A 25,724-nucleotide genomic window follows, 5' to 3' on the forward strand; every position below is an offset into this window, starting at 1 on the left:
CTGTCCTGATTAAAATTTCACGTTAACACCTAAGTTTATAATTCTCTGCTGCGGGTAAAACTGGCCGCTGTTACCGGTTCCGTCCGAATAGTTTTGGCCGCTTCCACTGGTTCCTTCAGGATCATAATCCTTCACTTTTGTAATCGTAAATAAGTTGAATGCACTTACATATACTCTTAAACCGGAAACTTTAATTTTTGAAAGGAAAGGCGCATTAAAGCTATACCCCAACTGGATGTTTTTTAATCTGACAAAAGATGCATCGTTAAGCCAGAAAGTGTTTGGAAACGATCCGCCGCTGATGGCGTTTGATGCACGGTCGGCTACCTTTGGATAAGTACCATTCGGGTTTGTTGGGCTAAACCTATTATCTGCCCAACTGCTGTAAAAGTTGCCAACGCTGCCAGCCTCTGGCAAAACATACTGGCTAACTTGTGCCTGGCCTGAAAACAACACCGAAAGATCAAAGTTTTTATAAGCAGCATTAAGATTTAATCCATAAGTAATTTGCGGAATGTTGCCGTATTTAGTACGGGTTTGGTCATCAGCTGTTAGTTTGCCGTCATTGTTATAATCCTGATATTTCAAATCACCTACCTGAGCACCCGGTACATGTGGGTAGCTGTCAAGCTCTTGCTGGGTGCGGAAAATGCCTATGCTGTTGTATAACAAATAAGTATTTAACGGGCGGCCTGTTTTCCGCTGGTAATCTAAGGTACCACTGGCTTCATCAATAAAGATGATCTTGCTTTTGGCATAAGTAATGTTACTACTTACACCCCAGCTAAATTCCTGCCCGGTGTGGTTGTAACCTAAAGTTGCTTCAAAACCAGAGCTGTTAACCTTGCCGATATTTTCCGAAGGTACTAATGGCGTGTAAGTAGATGAGCCATCATTATAAGGATTTACTATACCTGAAGTGCCCGGAAGCGAAGCATTCCTGTTTGTAAGAATATCAGACCGTTTTTGCTTAAAGTAAATAGCCTCTAAAGTAAAGTTGTGCAAGAAGGTGGCGTTAACACCAATATCCAGTTTTTTGGCAACTTCCCAGGTAATATTGGGGTTTGCCAATTTTTTCAGACTAACATTAGGCTGAATAACGTTAGAAGTTGAGGATGGGTCATAGGCAACAAAACCGTTACCAACCAAAACGTAATTATCAAAATATTGGAACCCGTTAACGTTATCATTACCCAATGAACCGTATGATGCCCTTAATTTCAAGTCGTCAAAAAAACCGACATTGCTCTTAAACCAGTTTTCTTTAGATATTCTCCAGCCAACCGAAGCTGAAGGGAAGTAGCCCCATTGTTTTCCTGGGGGAAATATGGAACTGCCATCAGCACGTAACTGACCTTCAAATAAATATTTTTCGTCATAAGCATAGGCCAGACGGCTAATCACGCTTCGGCGGTTATAGTTTGAGCTGTAACCGGAGTTTAGGTAGTCTGTAGCAGCGCTCCCTCCCTGTGATAGTTCGGGCAGTTGTGATGACAAATAGTTGTAACGCCTGGCATCAAAATATTCAATATGATTTTTGCTTTGCTCGTAACCCACAAATGCGTTGATATCATGCAATCCATATTTTCTTACAAAATTCAGCTTAATGTTTGAGGTAATTAATGATTGATTATTCTGCGATTCAAACAGTGTTGCTTTGTTGTTGTTACCGCCAACCACAACAGTAGGGTATGTATTGGTAGCTGCATTATATTGGTATAAAACGTAAGGCTTGCTGAAGTTTTTATCAAAAGCGTCTGATTTATCTACAGAGAAAAAACCATCAAGCGATAAGCCTTCAATACCTGGTATTGCGTAACTACCTCTTAAAATACCATTGAAAACCTGTGTTGGGTTATTGTTTGTGCCGCCAATATCTGTTACCTGTACAGCGGGGTTGTTATTTTCAATACCGGTTGTTGGCAAGCCGTTGGGGAAATAGGCTCCAATTATAGGTTTTGCCCTATACACCGAACGGAAGATATCACCTGCGCCAGTGCCTGGGAACAACCTGTCTTCTTCTCTGCCCGAAAGGGATAATCCCACCTTTAAGCGTTTGGTAACGTTAGCATCGATATTTGAGCGAAAGTTGTACTGGTGGTATTTTGTAGCACCGTTTTTGTATATCCCATCCTGGTAAATGGAACCCAGCGACACGAAATATTTTACATCTTCACTGCCACCTCCGATAGATAGGCTGTGTTGATTTTGCAACGCAGTACTTTTAAGGGTCTGTTTTTCCCAATCGGTATTTGGATAATTAAGCGGGTCTGATCCATCTTTAAACTTCTGGATCTGTTCGGCAGTATAAGACTGGTTTAAACCCTGAGTAGGACTTGCATAATAATTGATCTCGTTCATGATCTGTGCATAGGTTGCCGCATCGGCCATTTTAGGCAAACGGGTTGGCGAACTGAAGCCCTGGTTAAAGCTGTAATTTATAGTAGGTTTACCAGTTTTACCTCTTTTGGTAGTAACCAAAATAACTCCATTGGCGGCCCTGTTACCATATATGGCTGCGGATGCATCCTTTAGTACCGACATACTTTCTATATCATTAGGATCAAGCCGTTCCAGCCCGCCAATTTGTCCGGGAACACCGTCAACCACAATAAGTACATTGTTGCTGCCCGTTGTAGCAAGACCACGAACGGTAATATTTGAACCATCATAACCTGGCTCGCCGCTACGGTTATTGACAATTACACCCGAAAACCTGCCAGCAAGCGCATTGGAAAGATTGGGTTGCGGGCTTTTAACCAGCTCGGCACCTTTAACCTGCGATATTGAACCGGTAAGCGTAGCCTTTTTCTGTGTGCCGTAACCAACAACCACCACCTCGTTCAATGATCTTGAATCGGCCTGTAGCTGTACATTAATTGTTGTTTGTCCGTTTAATGTTACCTCATGTGATATGTAGCCGATATAACTAAACACCAGTGTGCCCGATGAAGCACTTGGAACATTAAGCGTAAACCTTCCGTTAACATCCGTAACAACACCGGTGGTAGTTCCTTTCAGCGCAACACTTACTCCGGGTAATGTTTCACCTTTTTCACTGGTTACTTTACCGGTAATTTTTTCATCCTGGGTATTTAGTATTTTATTACTATTTGCAAAAGCAGCCGAAGGCGCTTGACAAATAATAAAACAGGCCATTGCAATGCCGGTAATAAGCAGAAAAAAACGGGGTGATCTTTTTCTGTGAGGAGAATCCTTTACATGTAAATTTAATTTCATATAGTTTTAATTTGGTTTTTAATTGGCTAAATCTTAGCTGAACAAAACGTACTTACCAACAGGCATGCAATAATGCAGAGCTAGGTTAGCCAGTCTTTTGTATGGGTCAGATCTATACCGAATACAGATATTGGGTTTATGCCATGGTTATTGGCGAAGCTAAATTGCAGCTTAAACGCAAAAGAAGTGAGGGGTAAATTCGGATTTAAACCGGGCTAAAATCACCAAAAAGCCGCAAAATAATATGTTTTGCGGCTTTTTATACAGGGGGTAAAATAATATCATCAATGATCTTTAACAATATCGCGGCTTACATTATAATTGTTGTGAAATGGCTTGCGGTATTTTTTTACATAATCAGAGGGGTTTATTCCAAAAAGTTTATTGAACTGTTCCCTGAAATATTTGAGATCGTTTATGCCTACCATTGAAGCGGTTTCATATACTGTACTATCGGTAGTTAAAAGAATCTCCGCCGCTTTCCTTAATCTGATAAAACGGATAAAACTATTGGCCGACTGGCCAGAAATTGATTTGATACGCTTATAAAGATTTGAATGGCTCATGTTTATTTCAGTTGCAAGCGTCTTTATGCTGAAGTCAGGATCCGATAAATGCAGTTCAACTATCTGTAAACATTTTTCAAGAAATTCCTTATATTCCTGTGATATTTTAAGATCATTTGATTTTAAAGTTATCTCATTATAAAAGTATTTCTGAAGATTATTCCGGCTTTTCAGTATACCATTAACGCGGGCGATCAGCAGTTCTTTTTCAAACGGTTTACTTATATAATCATCAGCGCCGCCTTCAATACCTTTAAGCTTTATCTCGGGCGATGAACTGGCTGTAAGCAATATTACCGGAATATGATTTAAAACCTGGTCTTCCTTAATACGGCTGCAGACTTCGATACCACTTAAACCCTGCATCATTACATCACTTATTACAATATCAGGCACCAGGTGATAAACCAGTTCGAGGCCTTGTGTGCCATTATCAGCCTCAAAAATCTCAAACTCAGCTGCAAATATCTGTTTAAGATAACTACGGATCTGATGATTATCATCAATAAGGAGCATGGTTTTGGTATCCGAACTTAAAGCTTCATGGCTTCTTGTTTTAATAGAATTTCCGGTTTCAATTGTAACCAGCTCATCCTTGATCTCTATCAGTTCATCCAAAAACACGGAAGTTTCTGCAACATCTTCAAAAACAAAATGCTGCCCCAAATGCTCACGACCCTTTAGCAAAGAAACATTGAACACAGTTCCCTGTTCCTGCTGGCTGGTATAGCTAATGGTTCCTTTATGACTTTCAATAAATAATTTAACGAGGTAAAGTCCTATACCAAAACCACCAGCCAAAGGCGCTGTATTTTGTAACTGATAAAACTTATTGAACAATTGATCGCCTGTACCTTCGGCTATACCACAACCGCTATCCTTTATTTCTATACCAACCCTAACATCAGCATCAGTAATTATGCAGCTTACACTACCGTGATCAGGAGTAAATTTTAACGCGTTTGAGATGAGGTTAAATAAGGCTATCTCGATCTTTTCTCTGTCGGCAAATATTTCAATAACTTCCTTTGGGCTAAAAAAATCAAACTGTATATGTTTGGTGCGCGCCTGATGATTAAAGCATAAAAATACTTCATGGCAAAGCGCTACTATATTAAGCCTTACAATTTTCAATTTATCTGTCTCGCTCTCGGCCTTTCGGAAAAGCAATAACTGATCAACAAGGCTTAAAAGGCGGCGCGCATTGCGATAAATAATATGCACGTTGTTTGGGTCATTAATTTGCCCGCTATTGCCAAAAAGCATATCCTTTACGGGGTTAATTATCAAGGTTAGCGGAGTCCGAAACTCATGTGATATATTAGTAAAAAAAGAAAGTTTGCGTTCACTTAACTCCCTATCTTTTTCTGCTGATAACTGGGCAACTTTTATTTCGTATTTAAGTTTAGTTTGGTTGGCCCTGTAAAGCATATAGCGATAAATAATCAGTCCGGTTACAATAATATAACTTAAGTAAGCCCACCATGTTTTATACCATGGCGGCATAATCTTTATTTGCAAAGTGGCGTAGTTTTCAGACCATAAACCATCCTGGTTTGATGCTTTCACTTTAAATACATAGTCGCCTGGTTCAAGGTACCGGTATGTGGCCAATCGCTGATTGCCCACGTAATTCCATGATTTATCAAGGCCTTCGAGTTTGTACGCGAAGCTTCCTTTTTGCGGATAAGTATAATTTAAAGATGTATACTGGATTGAAAACACAGACTGATCTGGCATTAAAGTAATTTGCCGGGCTTCATTAATCGCCTCGGGTAGTACGGCCCGGTCTTTATCAACCGCTCCCACTTCAACTTGCTTGCCAAAAATTTGGAGCCCTGTTATAATTACCCTGGGTTTGTAATTACTTTGATTTACCTTCTCAGGGTCAAAAAAATTGAGGCCTTCTGTCCCTCCAAAATACATCAGTTTATTAGTAGTATCAAATAAAACAGATCCGCCATTAAACTGGCCTGCCTGCAAACCGTCAGACTGATCATAATTTAGTATCTTATCAGTATGGGTATCAATGTTTGATAACCCCTTGTTGGTACTCAGCCATAAAGACCCGCTGCCTGATTCTTTAATGGCCGATACTGTATTATTGGCTAACCCGTTTGTTTCGTTAAATTTCTTAAATCTTTTATTTTCCAAATCATAAGAGATCAGGCCATCTCCTTCGGTTCCTATCCATAATCGTTTTTGGTTATCAGGAACTATTGAAAAAATGACCTGGCTGGGCAGGTTATTTTTCTCATCAACTGGGCTAAAAAACCTGCTAAATTTCTTTTGCCCAAAATTGTAAAAACTCAGACCTCCGCCGTAAGTACCAATCCATAAGTTCCCATTTTCAGCTTCGGCAATTGATCGCACATCATATGAAGTGATGCCGCTGTTGGCAGGGGTATAATTGGTAAATGTTTTTGTAATTGTATTGAATAAACTCAAACCTCCACCATTTGTTCCTACCCACAGATTTTTATGATTATCCTGATAAATTACCCTCACATCATTACCGCCTAAGCTTTTAAGATCATTCTGATCATGTTTGTAATTTATGAATGAATCTGTTTTTTTATCATATAGAAAAAGGCCTTTGGCATAAGTGCCGATCCAGACATTCCCATTCTTATCACTGTAAATACATAAAATAGCATTATCTGTAATACTGCCAGGTTTTCCATCGGCCTTATATTGCTTTACCTGATTGCCGTTATGACTCGTTTTAAATATACCTTCGCCATCGGTGCCCAGCCATAAAAAGCCGTCCTGGTCAGAACACATCCCATAAAATCTTACCGGGCTTTCACCTCCAAACCCAAACCGTTTCTTTGTGATTTTAGAAAACTTCTCTTTAATACTACTTACCATGTAAATACCATCGCCATAGGTACCTACCCAAATATTCTTGTCCTTATCTATATAAAGTGTTTGAACAGATCTTTGCGTAAGATAATAATCATCGTCACCTGTTACCGGCTGTAATAAAAAGTTTTCGGTATTATAATTTGCGTCATGCCCAAGGCTAACCTTATACAATCCGCCATCCTGCAAACCAACAAGCAATTGTTTATTACTGTCCTCAATAACAGATATGTATCTTTTACTTTTAATATCGGGTTGACTGGTTTGTAAAAGGGAAAATTTATTGTATTGCCTATTATAATATATAAGCCCGTTTCCTGTTGCTATCCATATATTGTGAAAATGATCTTCAAAAATGTCATTGATACGCGCAGCCGAAAGGTTTGCTATTTGACTTGTTAAACTTTGCCGGGTAACTATGACGCCGCCGTTATGGCTAAATACATTGATACCGTTCTCCTGCGTACCAACCCATAACAGCCCCTTTGAATCCTCAAATAAACTTATAACCCGGTTGCTTGATAGCCCGGGCAAATTAGCCTGAGTATAATTAATGAACTTTGTGGTTTTAATGTTAAAATATGAAAACCCTAAACCGTATGTTGCTATCCATAAATTACCATCATGGCTTTGTACGATATTACCTACGTCACTTTTAACGGCGCGGCCTGAAGTTAATTTATAATGGATGAATTTTTCTGTCCGGGTATCAAGTTTACTTAGCCCGTTTCGTGAAGACACCCAGATATTTCCGTGTACATCACATAAAACTTTCTGAACATAATTACTGGCTAAAGCGGAAGGATCAACTTGCCTTGATTTAAAAACCCTAAAATTTGTCCCATCAAACCGGTTAAGCCCATCGTTTGTGGCAAACCACATAAAGCCTTTATCATCTTGTGTAATGCTGTTTACAATACCAAAAGAAAGGCCATCTTTTAAAGAATAGTTAAGTATTTTGTTTTTTATTGGGGATTGTGCATAGCCCGAAAAAACGAATACAAAAAGAAAAAAGTAAAGGGGAATCTTTTTTTCCATTAATAGAAATCTGGTTACGATACAAATAATTGGTAAATTAAAGCTACCTAATTAATTGTTAAAAACACAATAAATATCATATCCTAATTAATTTAATTGATCTGCACCTGTAAAATAGTGCTGAAAGCAAGGCTTATTAATGGCATTACCGGCACAATAATTTTCATTTGCCCATGGTAGGTCTTTTTCTAAAGTGTTCAAAAAATATCAAAGCCTTCAGATTGTTTTCTGAAGGCTTTTTATCTAAGCATTAATAACTTATCTTACATGGGTTTGTTGGTAATAACATCTACATACAGCTAAACGCATATCTCAAATAACGTATAAATGGCGACAGATGCATTTAAAATAACCATACATATGGTTTCAAGTCTTGACGGCTATATTGCCAAAAAAGACAATAGTGTTTCGTGGTTTGAGACATCTGACAATTATGAGAAAGGAGTTAATGTTTCTGAGCAGGAAGTAAAGGAATTTCTTAGAACGATAGACTGCTATGTAATGGGTTCCCGGACATATGAGCTCGCTTTGGAACTTTCAAAATCTTATGGATGGGCTTACGGAGATAAGCCGGTTATTGTAGTAACTCACAGAAAACTTTCGATTGACAGACAGCACATTGAGATTTATTCGGGCGACCTGAACAAATTGGTGAACGAACGGCTAAAACCAAACTACAAGAATGTTTGGGTTGTGGGTGGCGCTAAACTTACTAAAGATTTCATTCGGTTAAACTTGGCGGACGAAATAAGACAGTCAATTCTACCTGTTATCTTAGGTGATGGAACACCTTTTTTTGATCAGATAGGACAAGAACAAACATTACACCTAAAAGGTGTAACAGCCTATAAAAACGGAATGGTGGAATTATGTTATGAAATAAAAAAATAACAGAATGATGGCTCGATATTGGTATCGTAGCTACCACAAACATCAAAAACCTCGATTTCAGTAAAATTGAGGTTTTTTGATGTTTATCTTTTTGAGACCTACTATGCTTTTAAAACCACGATTTCGGTTGGTGCATAACAAAGTCGATCCGAGGGGGTATTCTCGTTTTTTACTATCAAAATAATATTATAACTCCGGAGCAATTGGATAATCAATAGGCACCACGGTTAAAGCAAATACGTAATTGGTAATAATCTTATCGCCTACTGCAATAACCACATCGATCAGGTTACCGTCATTATAGCCTGCAGCATAAAAGTTTTCTACTAATTGCGGGTCAGCATGTCCCTGGTTTTCTGCTATGCTTTTAACCAGTTTAGCCAACGTATCCAGTTTAGGATCAAAGGTGATTTCTGCCCTGCGTACCTCCAATACCTGGTCATCAGAAAAGCCCAGTTTTTTTCCAATGGCAGTATGGGCGCTCAAACAGTATAAACATTTGTTTACCTGGCTCACAACCAGGTTAACCACTTCGCGTTCTTTAGCCCGCAGGGATGTTTTGCCGCTACCCAGGGTAAGGTAATTACCTAACGCGTTTTCTGAATGGGCAAATACGGCGTACAAATTTGGAACATGACCAGCCATTTTGGTCAGGTTATCAAAAAAGGCCTGGTTTGCAGGTGATACTTGTTCTCTGGTTGGAATTTGAAAAGTTTTCATGTTGTTATATTTTTAAAAGAATTTACTTGTTTATCGGTTTACTTACTGTTAGTTATGATTCTCTGACAGAATTGCTTTTTTTTCCAAAATAGCTGATCAGGTAAAAGGCAACACCAAGAGAAATTATATCCTTGAAAAGAAACAATCCGAGGAAACTCATATAGCCAATTCCATTAACCGGAGTAATTGCGCCCGGTGTGGTAATAACCATTGTACTGGTCACGAAAAACATAAGCATTGCTATGAATCCGCCTATAATACCTGCTTTCGGTTTAAAATAACCGGCAATAAGTAATACGGCTGCAGTAATTTCGGTCAGACCGATCAGATCAGACCCAACATAAGTACCGAATAATTTAAAATGCCAACTGATCAGCGGGCTATTGGAAACTAACGGAACAATTCCTTCCGCCCCCGGATTGGTCATTTTATAAGACCCGGCCCAAAGGAGCATCACTATCATGCCGATACTGGTGATCAGGAAAGGAATATTACGGTTAGTTATCCATTCAGCCAGGTTAATTAAGCTACTTTTGGTTGTTTTTGCAAGGTTAGCCGAAGAAATATGTTCTTGCGTCGGGTTTGATAAAGTTTTCATTTTCTTGTTTTTGTTTTGAATAATTGACACCTCAAAGGTCTGGCGAAAACGACTGCCGGAGAAGGTCAGGATTTCCCGAATAAGGGTTCCAATTTCCCGATCTGGCCTATGTGGCTTTCTAATGCGATCAATTAAGCGGTATGTACCTCTTATAATCGGTTGGTACAAAACCGGAATGCTTCTTAAAAAACTTGCTGAAATGGCCGGCATCTTCAAAACCCAGTTCGTACGCAATTTCTTTCGACGTTTTTTCCGTGTACAGCAGCAATCTTTTTGCCTCCGTCAATATCCTTTCCTGTATCACCTGTACCGGGCTTTTATGATTATACAGGGCAAAAACATTAGAAAGCGTCTTTGGCGATTTATAAAGTTTCTCAGCATAAAATTTCACCTGGTGCTGTTTCCTGAAATGATTTTCAACAAGCACACTATATTTCCTTACCAGATCCAGTTTATCGCCGGTTAGTTCCTTTTCTGCAATATACTGCTCCCTGGCCAGCCGGGTTACAATGATGATCAGGCGCTTCAGGAGTACCAGCATCATCTCTCCCTGTATAAAGTCTGCTGTTTCAAACTCGTCCCGAAAAATCTCTAATAACAGTTCGATCTGTTTTTGGTTACGTTCAGCCAGGCTAACGAGCATTTTTTCTGATGATCCGAAGAACAGGAAACCGGCACAGCTCACTTCCTTATCATGGTCAACAATACAGTAAAATTCCCTATCGAATTGCCAGGCCACAATAGCCGAAGGGTTTTCAAAATGGAAAGTTTCACTGGCCATCAGGCAGAGGACAGTGTTGGCTGGAAAGTTATAAAGCACACTATCGATATTTACCTGTTGTGCTTCGCCCCTATTCCAGGCAATGGTAAGCAATTTGTCTTCCCGGTCTTTACCATAAAAAATGCGGTCAAAATTATTTTCGTTATAAACCAGCCTAAACTGGGCGTTGCTCTGGCGGTGATTAAACTGTCGTATCATTGATGGTCATTTTTTATCGGATTATATGCCCTTCACTTCGCCGCCATCCATTCTTACCGCCGTACCGGTCATCCATTTGGCGGCTGGTGATATGAGGAACGCTACCAGCTCCGCAATTTCTTCCGGCTCACCATAACGTTCAATATGGGCCTCTACGAGGAATTTGGCTTTCGCCTCATCGAGGCTGATCTGGTTAGCCTCAGACCATTTTTTAAGAAAACTGATGCGCCGGTTGCTCATTACAGGGCCGGGAAGTATGCTATTTACCTGCACCCCGTCAATGATTCCCTGTTCTGCAAATGCTTTAGCCAGCGCCACAATTGCAGCGTTAATGGTTGCCACTGCGGCAAAACCGGGCTTTGGGGCTTCCGCGGAATTACCGGAGGTCAGTACAACAGATCCTTTTGAAGCTTTCAGATATGGCCACGCTTTAATGGTTAGCCGGCGGGCGCCATGCAGTTTCATTTCCGCACCGTCATTCCATTGTTCATCGGTCATTTCAAACAGATGTATCTGAGGGACAGCACCGGCAATATTGATAACGGCATCAATCTGTCTGAACCTTTCGATCGTTTTATCAACCACTTGCTCTGCTGCTGCGGCCCGCCGCAGATCAGCCTGAATAATCAGTGGCTCTGCGCCAGCGGCTTTTACAGCCTCAGCCGTTATTTTCAGTTCTTCCTCCCGGCGGGCTATGAGCACTAAACCCGCAAAATCTTTCGCTAATCTCACAGCAGTAGCTGCCCCGATACCGGCACTGGCACCAGTCACAATCGCAATTCTGTTTTTCATAATTGATTTGGTTTTAATTATATTTTATTGATCATCACATTTCTCTGTTTTTCATTATCCGGGGTTCTGAACTTTTGGTACCGGATACTTTTATTTCTGGTCTCAGATAAAGCAGTAGGCAACAGCAAACCACCGCAAACCCCAGGAGCGGAAACCAGAAAGCCAATATCATGGCGGCTAAAAACGCTGATAACGTAAGAAATGACCGCACATTAAATAGCCTCATTACCCTATCCGGAACGGCTGGATTTTCTTCGTTACAAAGCGTTTCCCAAACCAACACCAGGTAGGTGGCGTTCACCAGGAAAAATACAAACGCATACATGGCCACCGGTACCGGTGCTAATTCGCTTTCGGCCATCCAATCGGTTAGAAAGGGAATCAGGGACACAGAGAACAAGTGCCCGAAGTTGGCCCATATCAGACGAGGTGTTGCCTCCGAGGCGTACTTCAATAAATAATGATGGTTCACCCATACAATAGCAATAAATAAGTAGCTTGCTCCATAGCTGATCCAGGTGGGCCACAGCCGAAACAAGGCATGAAAAGTAACGCCTTCTGGTTTTTTTAACTCCAATACCATGATAGTAATGATGATTGCAAACACCCCATCAGAGAATGCGTACACGCGGTCTGGCGACGCGCCGTTCATCATCATTGGTTTCATTTTTTTGTTTTCGCGTAACATATCATAATCTCCTTTTCTTAATATAAGCAGCTGATATGAACAACTGCCTTATTCGTAGGAATCTAAATGCTGGCTTATTCAGGCAGTGTTTCCAGGAACTTAAGTATCTCCTCGCCGATCTCATTGACATGGGTTTCCAACGCGAAGTGTCCTGTATCAAAAAACTTCACAATGGCATTTGGAAGATCGCGTTTAAAGGCTTCGGCACCTGGCGGCAGGAAAAAAGGATCCTTATCGCCCCAGACAGCTAAAAAAGGCACCTGGCTTTCTCTGAAATATTGGTGAAATGCTGGGTACATCGCCACGTTGCTGGCATAATCTTTAAACAGGTCAAGCTGTGATTCTTCGTTTTCTTCACGATCAAGAAAAAACTGGTCTAATGAATACGACTCGGGTGCCACCAGGCTTTTATCGCTTACGCCGGTAAAGTATTGCCATTGGGTAGTAGCGGCGGTTGACATTGACCTTAAATTATTGCGATTTTCTTCGCTTGGATCTGCCCAATACTTCTGGATCGGGTTCCAGCCATCGCTTAGACCTTCTTCATAGGCATTGCCGTTTTGTGAAATGATACCGGTAATTTTTTCTGGGTTGGCTACCGCCAGCCTGTAGCCCACCGGCGCGCCGTAATCAAATACCTGGATGGCAAAACGTTTTAAGCCCAATTGATCTACAAAGCCCTGAACATATTTGGTGAGGTTATCAAAGGTGTAATGGAAAGATTTGTAATGTGGCGCGTCAGAATATCCGAAGCCGATCAGATCCGGCGCGATCACATGGTATTTTTCGCCCAATATCGGGATCAGGTTCCGGTACATGTGCGATGACGTTGGATAACCATGTAATAAAAGTACTACAGGTGCATCCTTGGGCCCTGCTTCACGATAAAATACGTTCAGGTCATCGACCTTTGTTTTCAGATATTTAACGATTGGTGTTTTCATGATATTGATTATTTGTATTGATTTTTATGTTATTTCTATATAAACCGAACGGGCTTATTATTAGTCGAAAAAGTGACGATTGCCTTACAGCATCAGAAATGTTTTTATTCTTTGGGCGATATCATCATGATATTCCCCCAGCGCCAGGTGGCTGGTGTCGTAAACATGTAGCTCCGCGCTTGGTACATTACGTTTAATTGCCTCAGCGGCCGATAGCGGGAAAAACACATCATTCTTTCCCCATACTAAAAGTATCCGTGGCTGTGCTTCTTTCAGGAAACGTTGCCAGTTCGGGTACTCCGCGATGTTGGTACGATAATCATAAAGCAGATCCAACTGAATCTCCTGCTGACCGGGGCGGCTTAAATAATACAGGGAGTTCAGGTAACCGTCCGGGTTGATCCGGGTCACATCTTTGGCGCCATTCAGGAAGAATTGTTTAATGCCATCCAATGCTAACAGCGGCTTTACCAGTTTCTCGGTTTCTTCATTCCGGCTTTCCAGGTAGGGCGCAGCAGCAATCATTGCCGGGCCTAATCCTTCTTCATAGGCATTAGAGTTTTGAAGAATATAGTTATTAAATAATGTAGGCCTTCTTAATGCGATCCGGAACGTTATGGGGCCACCATAACCTAATGCATAAACACTTGGGTAGGTAAGGCCAAGTTTATCGATAAATTTTTCAATAATTACCGAGATATTATGGAAAGTGTATTCAAAAGTATTTTGGTCGGGTATATCGCTGTTACCAAAACCCGGGAAATCCGGCGCTACCAAATAAAATTTGTCTTTCAGATCGTGGATCAATTCCTGGAACGCACCGGATGCGTTAGGGACACCGTTTAGTAAAACGATCTGCGGCTTGGTTTTATCACCAGCTTCTCTGTAGAAAATGTTGATCCCATCAACATTTACAGTCTTATAAAAGATACCTTGTTTATTCATTGTTTGTTTATATTATTATTACCTCAAAGCATTTTTTATATTAAAACAGACAAGTCTGTTTTATAAAGGATAAAAAAAGTTAAATTATTTTTTCTGCAACTTTGCGTGCTGATATCACTGGCCACGGATCGTCATGTACCTTATTACTAATCAGCGCTCCTTCAAATAAGATATAAATCTCATCCGCAAGAAGCTCTTTATCTATTGGCTTTAATATTTCCCAGAATAACTCACGCACACTATCCTTCTGTTTTTCAACCTGCTCCCGGACACGTATCGCACTCTGGGGCATTTCATAAACCATATTCAAAAAATGGCACCCGTAAAAATCATTATTGAGCATTATAGTTTTCAGATAGTCAAATACGGCGAGTATTTTATCCTTCGGTGTGTGATAGCCGTCAGCTGCCTGTTTCAATAAGCCAAGCGTTTCTGTACCAGTCTCTTCCAGGTACGCTATGAGCAGATCCTCTTTTGAACGAAAGTTATGGTAAAGGGACGATTTTGCAACTCCAGCTTCTTCAACGATCTGGTTAATTCCCGTATTACTGTAACCATTTTGATAAAATAACCGCGCCGCTGTTCGCATAATAGATTCTCTTACTGGTTTTGTTCTCATGAGTCAAAGTTAAATAAAATAAATAAAAACAGACAAGTCTGTTTTTATTTATTTTAAAGCTTATTATCTTTTTTATCATTTTATTGAATAAGCTATTGATTGTCAGTTAGATTATTTTTTATCCAAGAAGTTTTTCGGCAATTTTCCGGGCACTATTTACGGGCCATACTTCGTTATGCACCTTATTTGCGATCAGAGCACCATCAAACAAGGTATAAATTTGGTCCGCCATATCTGCTTTTCCAATTGGTTCCAGGATTTCGGAAAATAGCCGGCGTACACCATTTTTTTGTTTTTTGATCTGCGCTATTACACGCTCATCTTCTTTAGGTATTTCTGAGATAATATTAAGGAAATTACATCCATAATACTCTTTTTCCTGTACCAGTTCAACCAGATAATCAAACACTCCTAACACTCTTTCTTTAGGGTCTGTAAATTTGTAGGCAGCGTTTTTCAAGGCTTCATCCGTGGCGGCTCCCGAACTTTCCAGATAAGCCATCAGTATATCTTCCTTTGAGCGAAAGCTTGTATATAATGAAGACTTAACTACCCCGGATTCTTCGATGATCTGATTAATTCCGGTATTACCATACCCTTGCTTGTAAAACAACCGGGACGCAGTATCGACAATAGCCTGCCTGACTGCATTCTTTCTCTCTTTACGCATATACAAAGATAATAATAAAAACAAATCAAACAGACCTGTCTGTTTTAATTTTTAATTTGAAGGTATTTTAATACTTATCCGTTTCCATCACAATTGACGTCTTAACAATTTTATAACGTATAATTTATTGTGAAAAATTAATATTGATTTAAGTTTACTACTAATTGTTATTTCGCTAAAAAAATTGTTTGAGAAACTCAGGTATCCGGTTTTATTGTATTTCTCTTTTAAGACGTATTTGCTTCATATTTCTTTTTATTTGTGCTTTTTTCACTTGCTTTTGCAAACAGTTTCAGCATGGACAATTACTGAATAAGCCAGATAACTTAATTTTAAAAAATCCAGATTCTGCACTCTTTTCTATCCAGGAACTGAGCAAGAAATATGCTTTAACAGGAGATAACCACGCACTGGCCATAAGCTATCAGCAAATGGGCAAAATCTTATACGCGCAAGGCGCCTATCCTCAAGCCTTAAATTTTTATTATAAAGCCGATAAGCTATTCAGGAAATTAAACGATCGATTATTTCTTGCCCAAAATCTCAACAATATCGGCCAAACTTATAATTCTGTCCGTCTAAAGGAACCGCCCCTGCCTGTTTTTGATGAGGCTTTGCATATTTTTAAGGAGTTAAATAACACGAGCGGTATCGCACAAACTTATCATCTGGTCGGTCAGTTCTATGAAAAACGACATGCTTATGATACCGCCCTGCTTTACCAGCAGCGGGCCCTTAATACCTACCAAAAAATTGCCGATAGTAATGGGATCGCCGCGGTTTATGCTAATATGGGTGCTGCCTATGAACATAAACGCTTGTATTACAAAGCTTTTCATTATCTGAACAGTGCATTGATACTCAATAAAATGACCGGAAATATCTCTGCTGAGGTAGGCATATTAAACAATATTGGAGACACCTATCGAAAAACCGGAAAATTAAAAGAAGCCTTAGCTACAACTATGCAGGCCAAACAAATGGCCGTTCGCTCAAAGAACAAGCGGCAGCAATTCAGTACCAGCGATGACCTGGCAGAAACTTACAAACTGATGGGCAATACGGACAGCGCTTACTTTTACAGCCAGGCCGCCAATGAGCTTTATCACCAGGTCTTTCAGGAAGAAAGCGGGCGGCAAATCAACTTGTTGCACACGCTTTATGAAGTGGAACGTAAAGACAGCGAGATCAATCGCTTAAAACTGGACAAGCAGCTTACGCTGATCACAACAGGTGCAATTGTAGTAATTCTCCTGTTACTGATCATGCTTGGATATACTATCAACAGCCGCCAGCGGTTGAAAGCCCGGAACGATAAGACGATTTTCGAAACGCAAAGAAATTATATGGAAGTCGAGCTAAAAAACAGGCAGTTACAGGAAGAAAAGCTGAATGAAGAACTGAATGTAAAGAGTAAAGAACTGACCAGCCATACGCTGCATATCATCCAGAAAAACCAATTGCTGGAAGAACTTAAGCGTAACCTCACGGCCATTATCAGGAACGATAAACGGGATCAGCGAAAAGAGCTGAAGCAAGTAGTAACGCAAATCAACGTTAACCACAACCAGGATAAAAACTGGAATGACTTCAGGGTTGTTTTTGAAAATGTACACACCTCGTTTTTTACAAACCTTAAAAAGCATGCGGAAAACCTAACACCGGCCGACTTGCGTTTGCTAGCCCTGCTCAAGATGAATCTTGACTCTGCTGATATTGCTACCATGATCGGCATCTCACAGGATAGCTTGCGGACATCCAAATACCGGCTGCGTCAGAAATTACAAATACCCGAAGGCGAACAACTGCATAGTTTTATCCAGCAGTTTTGAGTCGTTATTGACGCTCCTCAATTTAATAATAGCTGCTTAACTTAAATTTAATGGCTAAATATTTCATGACAAGTATTTAATAAACAGTTGTTTATGGATTTTAAAAGCCAATTGTAGCTATTTGGTAACAGTTGTTCCTGTCACGGTAGCTGTTTCGTAACACCCACTGTTTTGACAACAGGATTTTCCTGTCAACCTTTGGGCCGTTATCCGGAAAACTTAACAAAGCGCTTTGAATTCTAACCTGTATCGCAACATCACTATCAAATCCAGTATCAAACATGAAACACCATTTACTAATCCTAATATTATTTTTATTATTGCCATCGGCGCTTTCCGCACAAAGCCTCATTACAGGCCGGGTGATTGACGAAGGTGGCCTTACCTTACCCGGTGCTACCGTAAAAATTGCTAATTTGAACAAGGGTACAGTAACCGATGAAACCGGCAGTTATAAATTACTGAGCGTACCAGCCGGAACGTATAATGTAGTAGTTACCTACATTGGTTATCAAATCCTGAGCCAGTCGGTGACCATTGCCCATAAGCCTGTCACCGTGGATTTCAAACTAAAACTGGCATCGAATGGCAACCTCTCAGAGGTTGTAGTTTCAGGCCAGATGAGCTCAACGTTAAAAGCACTTAACCAACAAAAAAACTCCGACAGGATCGTTAATGTGATCTCGGCAGACCAGATTGGTCGTTTTCCCGACGCCAACATCGGCGACGCGCTCAAAAGGATACCGGGTATCTATGTTCAGCTCGATGAGGGCGAGGCATCTTTAGTTAGTATTCGCGGCACCGATCCGTCAAAAAGTACCATCAACATCAATGGCACCAGTATCCCCGGTACCGGTGACGACCGCTCTGTGAGCATCAGTGCCATCCCGGCTGATATGGTGCAGACCGTGGAAGTCTCCAAATCAATTACGCCAGACATGGACGGCGATGCTATCGGTGGTGTGGTTAACCTGATCACCCGCAAGGCGCCTTATACCAGGCTGCTTTCATTCACGCTCGGTTCCGGATACAGCGAGATTGTCAATAAACCTACCTACAATGGCAACTTTGTATTTGGCGCCCGTTATTTGAAAGGTAAAAAACTGGGTGTTATGGCTTCGGCCTCTTATTATAGGCAGTTTCTGGGATCTTCCTCGCACGAAAGCGAGTGGGAAGATACCAAATGGGTGAACCAGCAAACCTATTTCATGCCAAAATACCTGAATATGGTGCAGAATAAGCTGGAGCGTATCCGGCAAAGCTATACAGTTGGCCTTGACCTGAAAATCAACCCTAAAAATACGCTGGTGTTTACCGGAATCTATAACAATTACCAGGACTGGCGGCAGATATCCACGCTGAAAGTGGATGATATCGGCGCTAAGTACCCGAAAAACTGGCAGCGGGCATCTGGCTGGGAGGGCGTTAAAACCAAGATCACGGATAAAAATAACGACTACGTGGATGATGTGAAGGGGCAATCCTATTTAAATACAACCAATGATCCGCTTCACCCGGTATTTCAGCCCGAACTGGAGAGACACATTGAGGGGGGTCTGAACGATCGCGACGCGGCCTACGTAGAGCAGAAAATCGTGAATTTTGGTTTAGAGGGAGAACACATTCTTGGTAAAGTAAAGATCAACTGGAAAGGATCTTATCTGCGAAATGTCCAAAACACACCTAACCGCCGCGAATTGGAACTGGAAAGCGAAAACGAAAAATCAGTGCAGATGGATTATACCGCCCCCAGGTTCATCAAAGCCAATAACGGTTTCGAGATCAACAATATCCTGGGTAACCTGAAAGGGCGTACATCTGCTCACGCAGATTCGGTAGACACCTGGTATATGGACAACTTTACGGGCACAGATGCCCGTGCCACCACCAAGCAATACCTGGCCCAACTGGACCTGACCGTGCCTATTGCTACCGGCAAATTTGCCAATTCGTTAAAATTTGGCGCTAAATATCGTGATATGGATAAATTGAGCGAAACGCTGGCTAAAGTGACCTGGCTGCCTAGTATAGATCCGGCTCTAAAGGCCGAGTATGATGCCAAAGTTGCCGCTGGTCAAACAGTCAACCTGAGGGATTATATTGGTTGGAATCCTTTTTGGACAGGCTTTGGCAATAACCTTTATAATATGAGCGACGCGCTGCATGTGCGGAACGCGGAATATAATGTTGGCAGCGCGGCCAGCTCTGCCTGGGTATCACATCAAAATGCCAGTTATTTCGGAAATACCGGCGACTATATCGTCAATGAAGTGAAACAGGATGCCCTGGCAAACAACTATAATGGTAATGAAGGTGTAGCCGCCGCTTACCTGATGAGCACGCAGAACTTCGGCGATAAGCTATCGCTGATTGCCGGCGGCCGTTTGGAAAGAAGTTCGGTTCACTACGGAGGTTACAATTACAATGAAGACTTGAACTCCGTGCCGACACCGGTAGAGATTGACCGCTCGTTCGTCAACTTTATGCCCGCAGTTTTGCTGAAATATACACCAACGAAGGATAAGGTATTTCGCTTTGCTTATACAAGCACCATCTCCCGACCTAATTACAAGGACATTTCCCCGTACCGCAGCGTTAATATTGAGGATCAGGAAGTGAGCGAGGGAAATGCAGACATCAAACCCACTACCTCTACTAATCTGGATCTGATGGGCGAGTTTTACACTGGTAATGCAGGATTGATCTCTGCTGGCGTTTATTATAAAAACATTCGCAAGTACCGGATTGACCTAAGAGATGAAGTTCGTTTTAATGATATCAAAGGTTCTGTTCAAAGTCCACAGTCGCTGCTGGATGAAGGAGCTGATCCGGCTTCTATTGCCGATTACCAGGATAATTATAACAAACTTGCCGATGAGAACGGTGTGCTGGAACGTACAAGACCAGGCAATGGGGGTGTTGCCAATTTGCTTGGTGTAGAACTGGCTTTTCAACGCAACCTGACTTTTTTGCCAAAACCGCTGAGCAATTTCAGTATTTACAGTAACTATACACATAATTTCATCTTTGTGAAAGCGGGTGAGCCCAAGCTGCCCGGAACGGCAAAAGACATCCTGAATCTTTCTCTGGCATATGAGGTTAAACGGTTTAACGCTCGAGTGTCTTATAACCACACCTCTGCCTTTGTAACAGTTCTGGGAGATATTTTTCAGAACGATGTGTATTACGACCAGGTTAACTATCTTGACGCCAATATTAACTTTTTCCTTACACCCAAAATAGTAATTTATGCATCGGGCAATAACCTGCTCAACCAGGCGCAACGCAAGTATCAGTATCAGGCGCAGTACACTTATTCGGCTTTATACACCGGTGCCACCGCTACTCTGGGTGTCAAATTCAATGTATATTAGGTAACTAATCCCGCTCCGGGTTTCGTACAACCCGGGGGCCTTTTTAAATGAGAAAAAAAACGGTCATATTTTTAGGTGTATTTAGCCTGTTAGCCATGCTGATATCTGCAACTGCATCCTATAAAGAGGATGTAGGAGCCACTGCTACCATCGAAACTTTCAGAAAGAATGCATTGTCATTTACTACATCGGTTACGGAACTTAACGCCGCCATAAAAGCAATCGATAAGGATAAGCTTAGTATTACGCAAGCAAGGAAATGCTTGCTAAATTGCAGGCTTAGTTATAAAAACATCGCCTTTTTTACCTCATACTTTTTTCCAAGTGAAACCAAATTGTATAATGCGCCACCCAAGTATGAGGTAGAAGAACCAGAATTAGAACTCGAAGAACCTATGGGCCTGCAGCAAATAGAAGCATTATTGTTCGATGCTGATGTCGTTGCTCATAAACCGGAATTGCTGGCGCAGACTGATGCACTATATACCTCCGCAAAGGATCTTCCATCGCTATTGTATCAGTTTAAGGCGGATGACCGGCAGATTTTGGAGAGCCTGCGGTTGGAATTGATCCGAATGGCGGCTCTTTATATCAGCGGCTATGATGCACCTTCGTTAAAATCGGGCATTACAGAAGCCCTCCAGGCCAGTCGCGCCCTGCAAGTTACCCTGCAGCCTTACTGCCTTTCGGGCAATCAGGCAGGGCATCTCCTGGCGCAGACATTGAACAATTCCATTGTTTACTTGTCGGCCCATCAGAACTTTGATGCGTTTGACCGGATGGCTTATCTGACCCGTTTCAACCTGCCTTTGCAGCAACAATTAGGCGCTTTGATCCAAAGCCTGCATCTGGAGCTGAATACCACAGCTTATCTGAACTATGGGGCCGGCAATATGTTTCGTCCGGGCTTTTTGAACCGGTGGGATTCCATTCCGCCCGTTCAGCGGAAAGACCTGGCCGCTTTAGGTAAGCGCCTATTTTTTGACCGCTCCCTATCGGGTAACCAGCAAGTAAGTTGCAGTACCTGCCACCGTCCGGAACAATATTTCACCGACGGAAAGTTCCGGAGTCCAGCCATGATGCGGGATTCGATCTTGAAACGCAACACACCGACCTTGCTGTATGCCGGTTTTCAGCACATGCAGTTTTGGGACGGTCGTGCGCCGGATATGGTCACGCAGATCAAAACGGTGTTATTTAATCCGCTGGAAATGGGCAGCAGCCCGGCTGCATTGCAAAAGCACGTTTGGCAAAACCCAGGTTACAGTGCCGAGCTCAAAAAATTAGCGCAGGCAGATCTGGTCGCACAGGACAAAACCGGTTTGCTCGCCCGCGCCATATCCGCTTATGTTGGCACCTTTGCACCACTGAACTCGCCCTTTGATCGGTATCTGGCCGGAGAAAGAAAAGCCATGTCGCCAGCACAGATCAAGGGCTTTAACCTGTTTATGGGCAAGGCGCAATGCGGAACCTGCCATTTCGTACCTTATTTTAATTCACTCGTACCGCCCTTGTACGATGTTTCTGAAACCGAAATATTGGGCACACCAAAAACAGATCAGCTGATCAAGCCGGCCGCAGACAGCGACCCGGGGCGCTATGACCTGTATGCCATCCGTTATTATCGCCAGGCCTTTAAAACACCTACCGTAAGGAATGCTCAGATGACCGCGCCTTATATGCATAATGGGACCTTCAAGACTCTCAAAAGCGTGCTGGACTTTTACAATAAAGGTGGCGGTAACGGCATTGGCCTCCAAACCGAAGAACAAACTTTGCCCGCTCAGCCCCTTAAATTATCTGACCGGGAGATGGACCAGATCACTTCATTTATTAATTCACTTACCGATAAACCTGTTAAACGCCGGTCGTCAAATACAGCTAAAACATCATAATTTAATCACATAATCAAATACATGAAAACACTAAAATTAGTATTTCTTTTTTTTCTGCTAATGCCTTTACTAACACTGGCTCAAGATAACGACGATGCCGCTCCAAAAAATCCAAAAAAAGTAAGTAGTGTACAACCCATACTTTTAAGAGGCCCGTATCTGCAGGTAGCTACGCCCACCAGCATGACCGTACGCTGGCGGACCAATGTCTACAGTCGTAGCCAGGTACGCTATGGATTAACAGCAGAAAAACTGGATAAAGCAGCCAGTGATTCAACCTTAGCCTCAGAGCATATTGTCAAAATATCCGGGTTGCAGCCTTTTACCAAATACTATTATGCCATCGGTGACTTTACCGGTCAGGTATTGCAGGGCGACGAAAATAATTATTTCTACACGCTCCCCGAGAAAGGCAGTGAACAACTGATACGCATAGCCGGCTTTGGTGATTGCGGTAATAACTCGATCAATCAGCGCAACGTGCGCGACCAGATTGTGAAATATCTGGGCAGCAATTACCTGAATGCCTGGATATTAATGGGTGATAATGCTTACTCAGACGGGACAGACGCAGAGTTTCAGGCGAAATTCTTTAATAATTATGAAGATTACCTGCTTAAAAAATATCCCTTATTCCCCGTTCCCGGCAATCATGATTACCATGACCTGCAATCGGCTGCGGTGACTGATCAGTTTAAGATCGCCTATTACCAGAACTTTTCGGTGCCAACTAAAGGTGAAGCCGGCGGTGTACCGTCAAACACCAAGTCTTATTATTCGTACGATATTGGCAATGTGCACTTCCTGGCGCTGGACTCTTATGGACCCGATAGCAAAGGGCAGCACATTTATGATGAAATGGGCGAGCAGGCGGAGTGGGTAACGAAAGATCTGAAAGCCAATACCAATAAAAAATGGATAGTTGCCTATTGGCACCATCCGCCCTACACCATGGGCTCGCATAATTCAGATACCGAGAAATTGCTCGTTCAGATTAGGGAGCACTTTATTAAAATCCTGGAAGATAATGGCGTTGACCTGATCCTTTGTGGTCATAGTCACGTTTATGAGCGATCCAAACTGATGAAAGGTTATTATGGCATGGAAGCTGATTTTAACCCGGCAAAATACAACCTGAGCACTTCGACTGCGTTGTATGATGGCAGCAAGGACTCGGCACCTTATTTAAAGAGCAAAACCAACACCAATGGTACCGTTTACGTGGTAAGCGGCTCATCCGGCGCGCAGGGCGGGCATAAACCAACCTGGCCGCATAATGCCATGTATTATTCCAATTGTGACATCGGCGGCGCGGTGATGCTCGAAGTGCAAGGCAATCGCCTGGATTTAAAATGGATTTGTGCTGATGGTCAAATTCGTGATCATTTTACGATGATGAAAGACGTGAATAAAGCGGATGAAACCATATTGAAAAAGGATAAACAACTTACCATTAAATAATAGTTTCATCAGTGCCTGGCGAGTTTGTTCAGGCACTGATAATTGAAAACCTGAACAAATTGTAAGCATCTTTAAATTATCAGGCATTATAATCAACATTTGTCTGCTTTGTGCAGATTGATAACTTTGCAACATGCCAGCCATGCGAAATATTAAAGCAGCTGTTGATGCCCATGAAACGCGAGAATTTGATCTTATTGGCTGACGCCTACAAATACGCCCACCATAAATTTTACTACCCTGGTACTACTCAAATATATAGTTACCTGGAAAGCCGGGGCGGCATGTTTAATGAGACTATCTTCTTTGGACTGCAGTATTTTCTGAAAGAATATCTGCAGGGCTCTTCTTTTACGCAACAGGATTTAGATGAGGCCGACGAGTTTCTGCAACAAGTGTTTGGCCGCGATGATGTGTTTGACAAATCTAAATTTCAATATATTTTAGATAAATATAACGGCCGCCTGCCGGTAAAAATCAAGGCCGTTGCCGAAGGCACCGCGATACCAACAGGTAATGTGTTGATGACCATCGAAAACACAGACCCCGAATGTTACTGGCTCACCAACTTTTTAGAAACCCTGCTCATGCAGGTTTGGTATCCATGTACGGTAGCAACATTAAGTAACCAGATCAGGAAAGTAGTAAGCCAATTTTATAGTGAAACTGCAACCGAGGGCACCGAAGCAGGGATTGATTTTGTGCTGAATGATTTTGGATTCCGTGGGGTAAGCAGTGTGGAAAGTGCTAAAATTGGCGGCGCGGCTCATTTAATCAATTTTAGTGGCAGCGATAACCTGGCCGGCAGCGGTATGGCCATTAACTATTACGGTGCTCAAAAGGTTTACGGCCTAAGCATCCCGGCGACCGAACACAGTATTTGTACTTTATTGGGCCGCGAAGGTGAACTGGAAATTTTCAAACATGTATTGCGCAGCTTCCCTACCGGCACCATAGCCTGTGTATCTGATAGTTTTAACATTTTTAAAGCTTGCAAAGAATACTGGGGCGGCGAGTTACGAGATGAAATCCTGAAGCGCGATGGCACCCTGGTTATTCGCCCGGATAGCGGCGACCCAATCATGACGCTGCTTAAGATATTCGAAATATTGTTTGAAACCTTTGGTTTTACCACCAATACCAAGGGCTACAAAGTACTGCCACCGCAAATAAGGGTAATACAGGGCGATGGTGTAAACTATAATGAGATCATTAATATTTACAATGCCTTAAAAACAAACGGTATTAGTGTCGAAAACCTGGCATTTGGCATGGGCGGAGCCTTGTTGCAAAAAATTGATCGTGACACCGAGCGGTTCGCCTTAAAATGCAGCAGTGCAATTATCAACGGACAGGAAGTAGAAGTAGAAAAAAGTCCCACTGAAATGGACGCACACGGTAATATTACCCCGAGCTTTAAAAAGAGTAAAGCTGGCCGTTTAAAGCTGGCTAAAATAAATGGCATCTTTAAAACTATGAATCAGCATGAGCATTTAGAATTAGCTGATGAACTGCACACTGTATTTGAAAATGGCGAACTGGTTAATACTATCACCTTTGAACAGGTGAAAGCCAATGCAAATAAAGCCTAAACTGTAATGACTAAT

Annotated in this window: 18 protein-coding genes; 6 read left to right on the forward strand and 12 right to left on the reverse strand. The window is 41.9% G+C overall.

The window, feature by feature from the left end:
• Positions 1 to 9: 9 nt before the first annotated feature.
• Positions 10 to 3,240: a SusC/RagA family TonB-linked outer membrane protein gene (locus SNE25_RS28020; RefSeq protein WP_321562322.1), complete on the reverse strand. Its 3,231-nt coding sequence runs from the start codon at positions 3,238 to 3,240 to the stop codon at positions 10 to 12.
• Positions 3,241 to 3,524: 284 nt separating this feature from the next.
• A complete protein-coding gene (locus tag SNE25_RS28025) occupies positions 3,525 to 7,709 on the reverse strand; it encodes a hybrid sensor histidine kinase/response regulator transcription factor (RefSeq protein WP_321562323.1) in 4,185 nt (1,394 codons plus the stop codon).
• 327 nt (positions 7,710 to 8,036) lie between these two features.
• Here SNE25_RS28025 and SNE25_RS28030 point away from each other — a divergent pair, with 327 nt between their 5' ends.
• Positions 8,037 to 8,600, forward strand: coding sequence for a dihydrofolate reductase family protein (locus SNE25_RS28030; protein ID WP_321562324.1), 564 nt, complete (start codon positions 8,037 to 8,039; stop codon positions 8,598 to 8,600).
• 186 nt (positions 8,601 to 8,786) lie between these two features.
• Here SNE25_RS28030 and SNE25_RS28035 read toward each other — a convergent pair whose 3' ends face one another.
• The 9 genes from SNE25_RS28035 to SNE25_RS28075 form a co-directional block, all read right to left on the reverse strand.
• Positions 8,787 to 9,320 carry a carboxymuconolactone decarboxylase family protein gene (locus SNE25_RS28035; protein ID WP_321562325.1) on the reverse strand — a complete coding sequence of 178 codons (534 nt, stop codon included), beginning with the start codon at positions 9,318 to 9,320 and terminating at the stop codon, positions 8,787 to 8,789.
• 52 nt (positions 9,321 to 9,372) lie between these two features.
• Positions 9,373 to 9,918, reverse strand: a complete 546-nt coding sequence (locus tag SNE25_RS28040; RefSeq protein WP_321562326.1) for a DUF417 family protein — start codon at positions 9,916 to 9,918, stop codon at positions 9,373 to 9,375.
• Positions 9,919 to 10,045: 127 nt separating this feature from the next.
• Positions 10,046 to 10,897 carry an AraC family transcriptional regulator gene (locus SNE25_RS28045; RefSeq protein ID WP_321562327.1) on the reverse strand — a complete coding sequence of 284 codons (852 nt, stop codon included), beginning with the start codon at positions 10,895 to 10,897 and terminating at the stop codon, positions 10,046 to 10,048.
• 21 nt (positions 10,898 to 10,918) lie between these two features.
• Complete coding sequence (locus SNE25_RS28050) at positions 10,919 to 11,689, reverse strand: SDR family oxidoreductase (protein ID WP_321562328.1); 771 nt, start codon at positions 11,687 to 11,689, stop codon at positions 10,919 to 10,921.
• A gap of 34 nt (positions 11,690 to 11,723) precedes the next feature.
• A complete protein-coding gene (locus SNE25_RS28055) occupies positions 11,724 to 12,377 on the reverse strand; it encodes a TMEM175 family protein (protein WP_321562329.1) in 654 nt (217 codons plus the stop codon).
• Positions 12,378 to 12,451: 74 nt separating this feature from the next.
• Positions 12,452 to 13,321 (reverse strand): alpha/beta fold hydrolase, encoded by an 870-nt coding sequence (locus SNE25_RS28060; RefSeq protein WP_321562330.1) that lies wholly within the window; start codon positions 13,319 to 13,321, stop codon positions 12,452 to 12,454.
• An 84-nt stretch (positions 13,322 to 13,405) separates the two neighbouring features.
• A complete protein-coding gene (locus SNE25_RS28065) occupies positions 13,406 to 14,266 on the reverse strand; it encodes an alpha/beta fold hydrolase (RefSeq protein WP_321562331.1) in 861 nt (286 codons plus the stop codon).
• 79 nt (positions 14,267 to 14,345) lie between these two features.
• Complete coding sequence (locus SNE25_RS28070) at positions 14,346 to 14,885, reverse strand: TetR/AcrR family transcriptional regulator (RefSeq protein ID WP_321562332.1); 540 nt, start codon at positions 14,883 to 14,885, stop codon at positions 14,346 to 14,348.
• Between the two features lie 118 nt (positions 14,886 to 15,003).
• Positions 15,004 to 15,555 carry a TetR/AcrR family transcriptional regulator gene (locus SNE25_RS28075; RefSeq protein WP_321562333.1) on the reverse strand — a complete coding sequence of 184 codons (552 nt, stop codon included), beginning with the start codon at positions 15,553 to 15,555 and terminating at the stop codon, positions 15,004 to 15,006.
• Positions 15,556 to 15,986: 431 nt separating this feature from the next.
• Between SNE25_RS28075 and SNE25_RS28080 the strand changes: the two genes are divergently transcribed.
• Positions 15,987 to 17,387 (forward strand): tetratricopeptide repeat protein, encoded by a 1,401-nt coding sequence (locus SNE25_RS28080; protein ID WP_321562334.1) that lies wholly within the window; start codon positions 15,987 to 15,989, stop codon positions 17,385 to 17,387.
• 100 nt (positions 17,388 to 17,487) lie between these two features.
• Here SNE25_RS28080 and SNE25_RS28085 read toward each other — a convergent pair whose 3' ends face one another.
• Positions 17,488 to 17,670, reverse strand: a complete 183-nt coding sequence (locus SNE25_RS28085; RefSeq protein WP_321562335.1) for a hypothetical protein — start codon at positions 17,668 to 17,670, stop codon at positions 17,488 to 17,490.
• Here SNE25_RS28085 and SNE25_RS28090 point away from each other — a divergent pair.
• From SNE25_RS28090 to SNE25_RS28105, 4 genes are all read left to right on the forward strand, one after another.
• Entirely contained in the window at positions 17,669 to 20,761 is a 3,093-nt protein-coding gene (locus tag SNE25_RS28090) for a TonB-dependent receptor (RefSeq protein ID WP_321562336.1), read from the forward strand. The genes SNE25_RS28085 and SNE25_RS28090 overlap by 2 nt on opposite strands.
• Before the next feature lie 47 nt (positions 20,762 to 20,808).
• Positions 20,809 to 22,656 (forward strand): cytochrome-c peroxidase, encoded by a 1,848-nt coding sequence (locus tag SNE25_RS28095; RefSeq protein ID WP_321562337.1) that lies wholly within the window; start codon positions 20,809 to 20,811, stop codon positions 22,654 to 22,656.
• Positions 22,657 to 22,677: 21 nt separating this feature from the next.
• A complete protein-coding gene (locus SNE25_RS28100; protein ID WP_321562338.1) occupies positions 22,678 to 24,117 on the forward strand; it encodes a purple acid phosphatase family protein in 1,440 nt (479 codons plus the stop codon).
• A 173-nt stretch (positions 24,118 to 24,290) separates the two neighbouring features.
• A complete protein-coding gene (locus tag SNE25_RS28105; RefSeq protein ID WP_321562339.1) occupies positions 24,291 to 25,709 on the forward strand; it encodes a nicotinate phosphoribosyltransferase in 1,419 nt (472 codons plus the stop codon).
• Positions 25,710 to 25,724 lie beyond the last annotated feature (15 nt).

It is taken from the genome of Mucilaginibacter sabulilitoris (genome assembly GCF_034262375.1).
In the GTDB taxonomy this organism is placed as follows: Bacteria; Bacteroidota; Bacteroidia; order Sphingobacteriales; family Sphingobacteriaceae; genus Mucilaginibacter; species Mucilaginibacter sabulilitoris.

What these genes read in the sequence shown, in the direction of transcription:
- SNE25_RS28100 (WP_321562338.1), top strand. Translation starts at nt 22,678, where the DNA reads ATGAAAACACTAAAATTAGTATTTCTTTTTTTTCTGCTAATGCCTTTA.
- SNE25_RS28030 (WP_321562324.1), top strand. Translation starts at nt 8,037, where the DNA reads ATGGCGACAGATGCATTTAAAATAACCATACATATGGTTTCAAGTCTT.
- SNE25_RS28090 (WP_321562336.1), top strand. Translation starts at nt 17,669, where the DNA reads ATGAAACACCATTTACTAATCCTAATATTATTTTTATTATTGCCATCG.
- SNE25_RS28105 (WP_321562339.1), top strand. Translation starts at nt 24,291, where the DNA reads ATGAAACGCGAGAATTTGATCTTATTGGCTGACGCCTACAAATACGCC.
- SNE25_RS28025 (WP_321562323.1), bottom strand. Translation starts at nt 7,709, where the DNA reads ATGGAAAAAAAGATTCCCCTTTACTTTTTTCTTTTTGTATTCGTTTTT.
- SNE25_RS28080 (WP_321562334.1), top strand. Translation starts at nt 15,987, where the DNA reads ATGGGCAAAATCTTATACGCGCAAGGCGCCTATCCTCAAGCCTTAAAT.
- SNE25_RS28055 (WP_321562329.1), bottom strand. Translation starts at nt 12,377, where the DNA reads ATGTTACGCGAAAACAAAAAAATGAAACCAATGATGATGAACGGCGCG.
- SNE25_RS28050 (WP_321562328.1), bottom strand. Translation starts at nt 11,689, where the DNA reads ATGAAAAACAGAATTGCGATTGTGACTGGTGCCAGTGCCGGTATCGGG.
- SNE25_RS28020 (WP_321562322.1), bottom strand. Translation starts at nt 3,240, where the DNA reads ATGAAATTAAATTTACATGTAAAGGATTCTCCTCACAGAAAAAGATCA.
- SNE25_RS28040 (WP_321562326.1), bottom strand. Translation starts at nt 9,918, where the DNA reads ATGAAAACTTTATCAAACCCGACGCAAGAACATATTTCTTCGGCTAAC.
- SNE25_RS28065 (WP_321562331.1), bottom strand. Translation starts at nt 14,266, where the DNA reads ATGAATAAACAAGGTATCTTTTATAAGACTGTAAATGTTGATGGGATC.
- SNE25_RS28075 (WP_321562333.1), bottom strand. Translation starts at nt 15,555, where the DNA reads ATGCGTAAAGAGAGAAAGAATGCAGTCAGGCAGGCTATTGTCGATACT.
- SNE25_RS28095 (WP_321562337.1), top strand. Translation starts at nt 20,809, where the DNA reads ATGAGAAAAAAAACGGTCATATTTTTAGGTGTATTTAGCCTGTTAGCC.
- SNE25_RS28045 (WP_321562327.1), bottom strand. Translation starts at nt 10,897, where the DNA reads ATGATACGACAGTTTAATCACCGCCAGAGCAACGCCCAGTTTAGGCTG.
- SNE25_RS28060 (WP_321562330.1), bottom strand. Translation starts at nt 13,321, where the DNA reads ATGAAAACACCAATCGTTAAATATCTGAAAACAAAGGTCGATGACCTG.
- SNE25_RS28070 (WP_321562332.1), bottom strand. Translation starts at nt 14,885, where the DNA reads ATGAGAACAAAACCAGTAAGAGAATCTATTATGCGAACAGCGGCGCGG.
- SNE25_RS28035 (WP_321562325.1), bottom strand. Translation starts at nt 9,320, where the DNA reads ATGAAAACTTTTCAAATTCCAACCAGAGAACAAGTATCACCTGCAAAC.
- SNE25_RS28085 (WP_321562335.1), bottom strand. Translation starts at nt 17,670, where the DNA reads ATGTTTGATACTGGATTTGATAGTGATGTTGCGATACAGGTTAGAATT.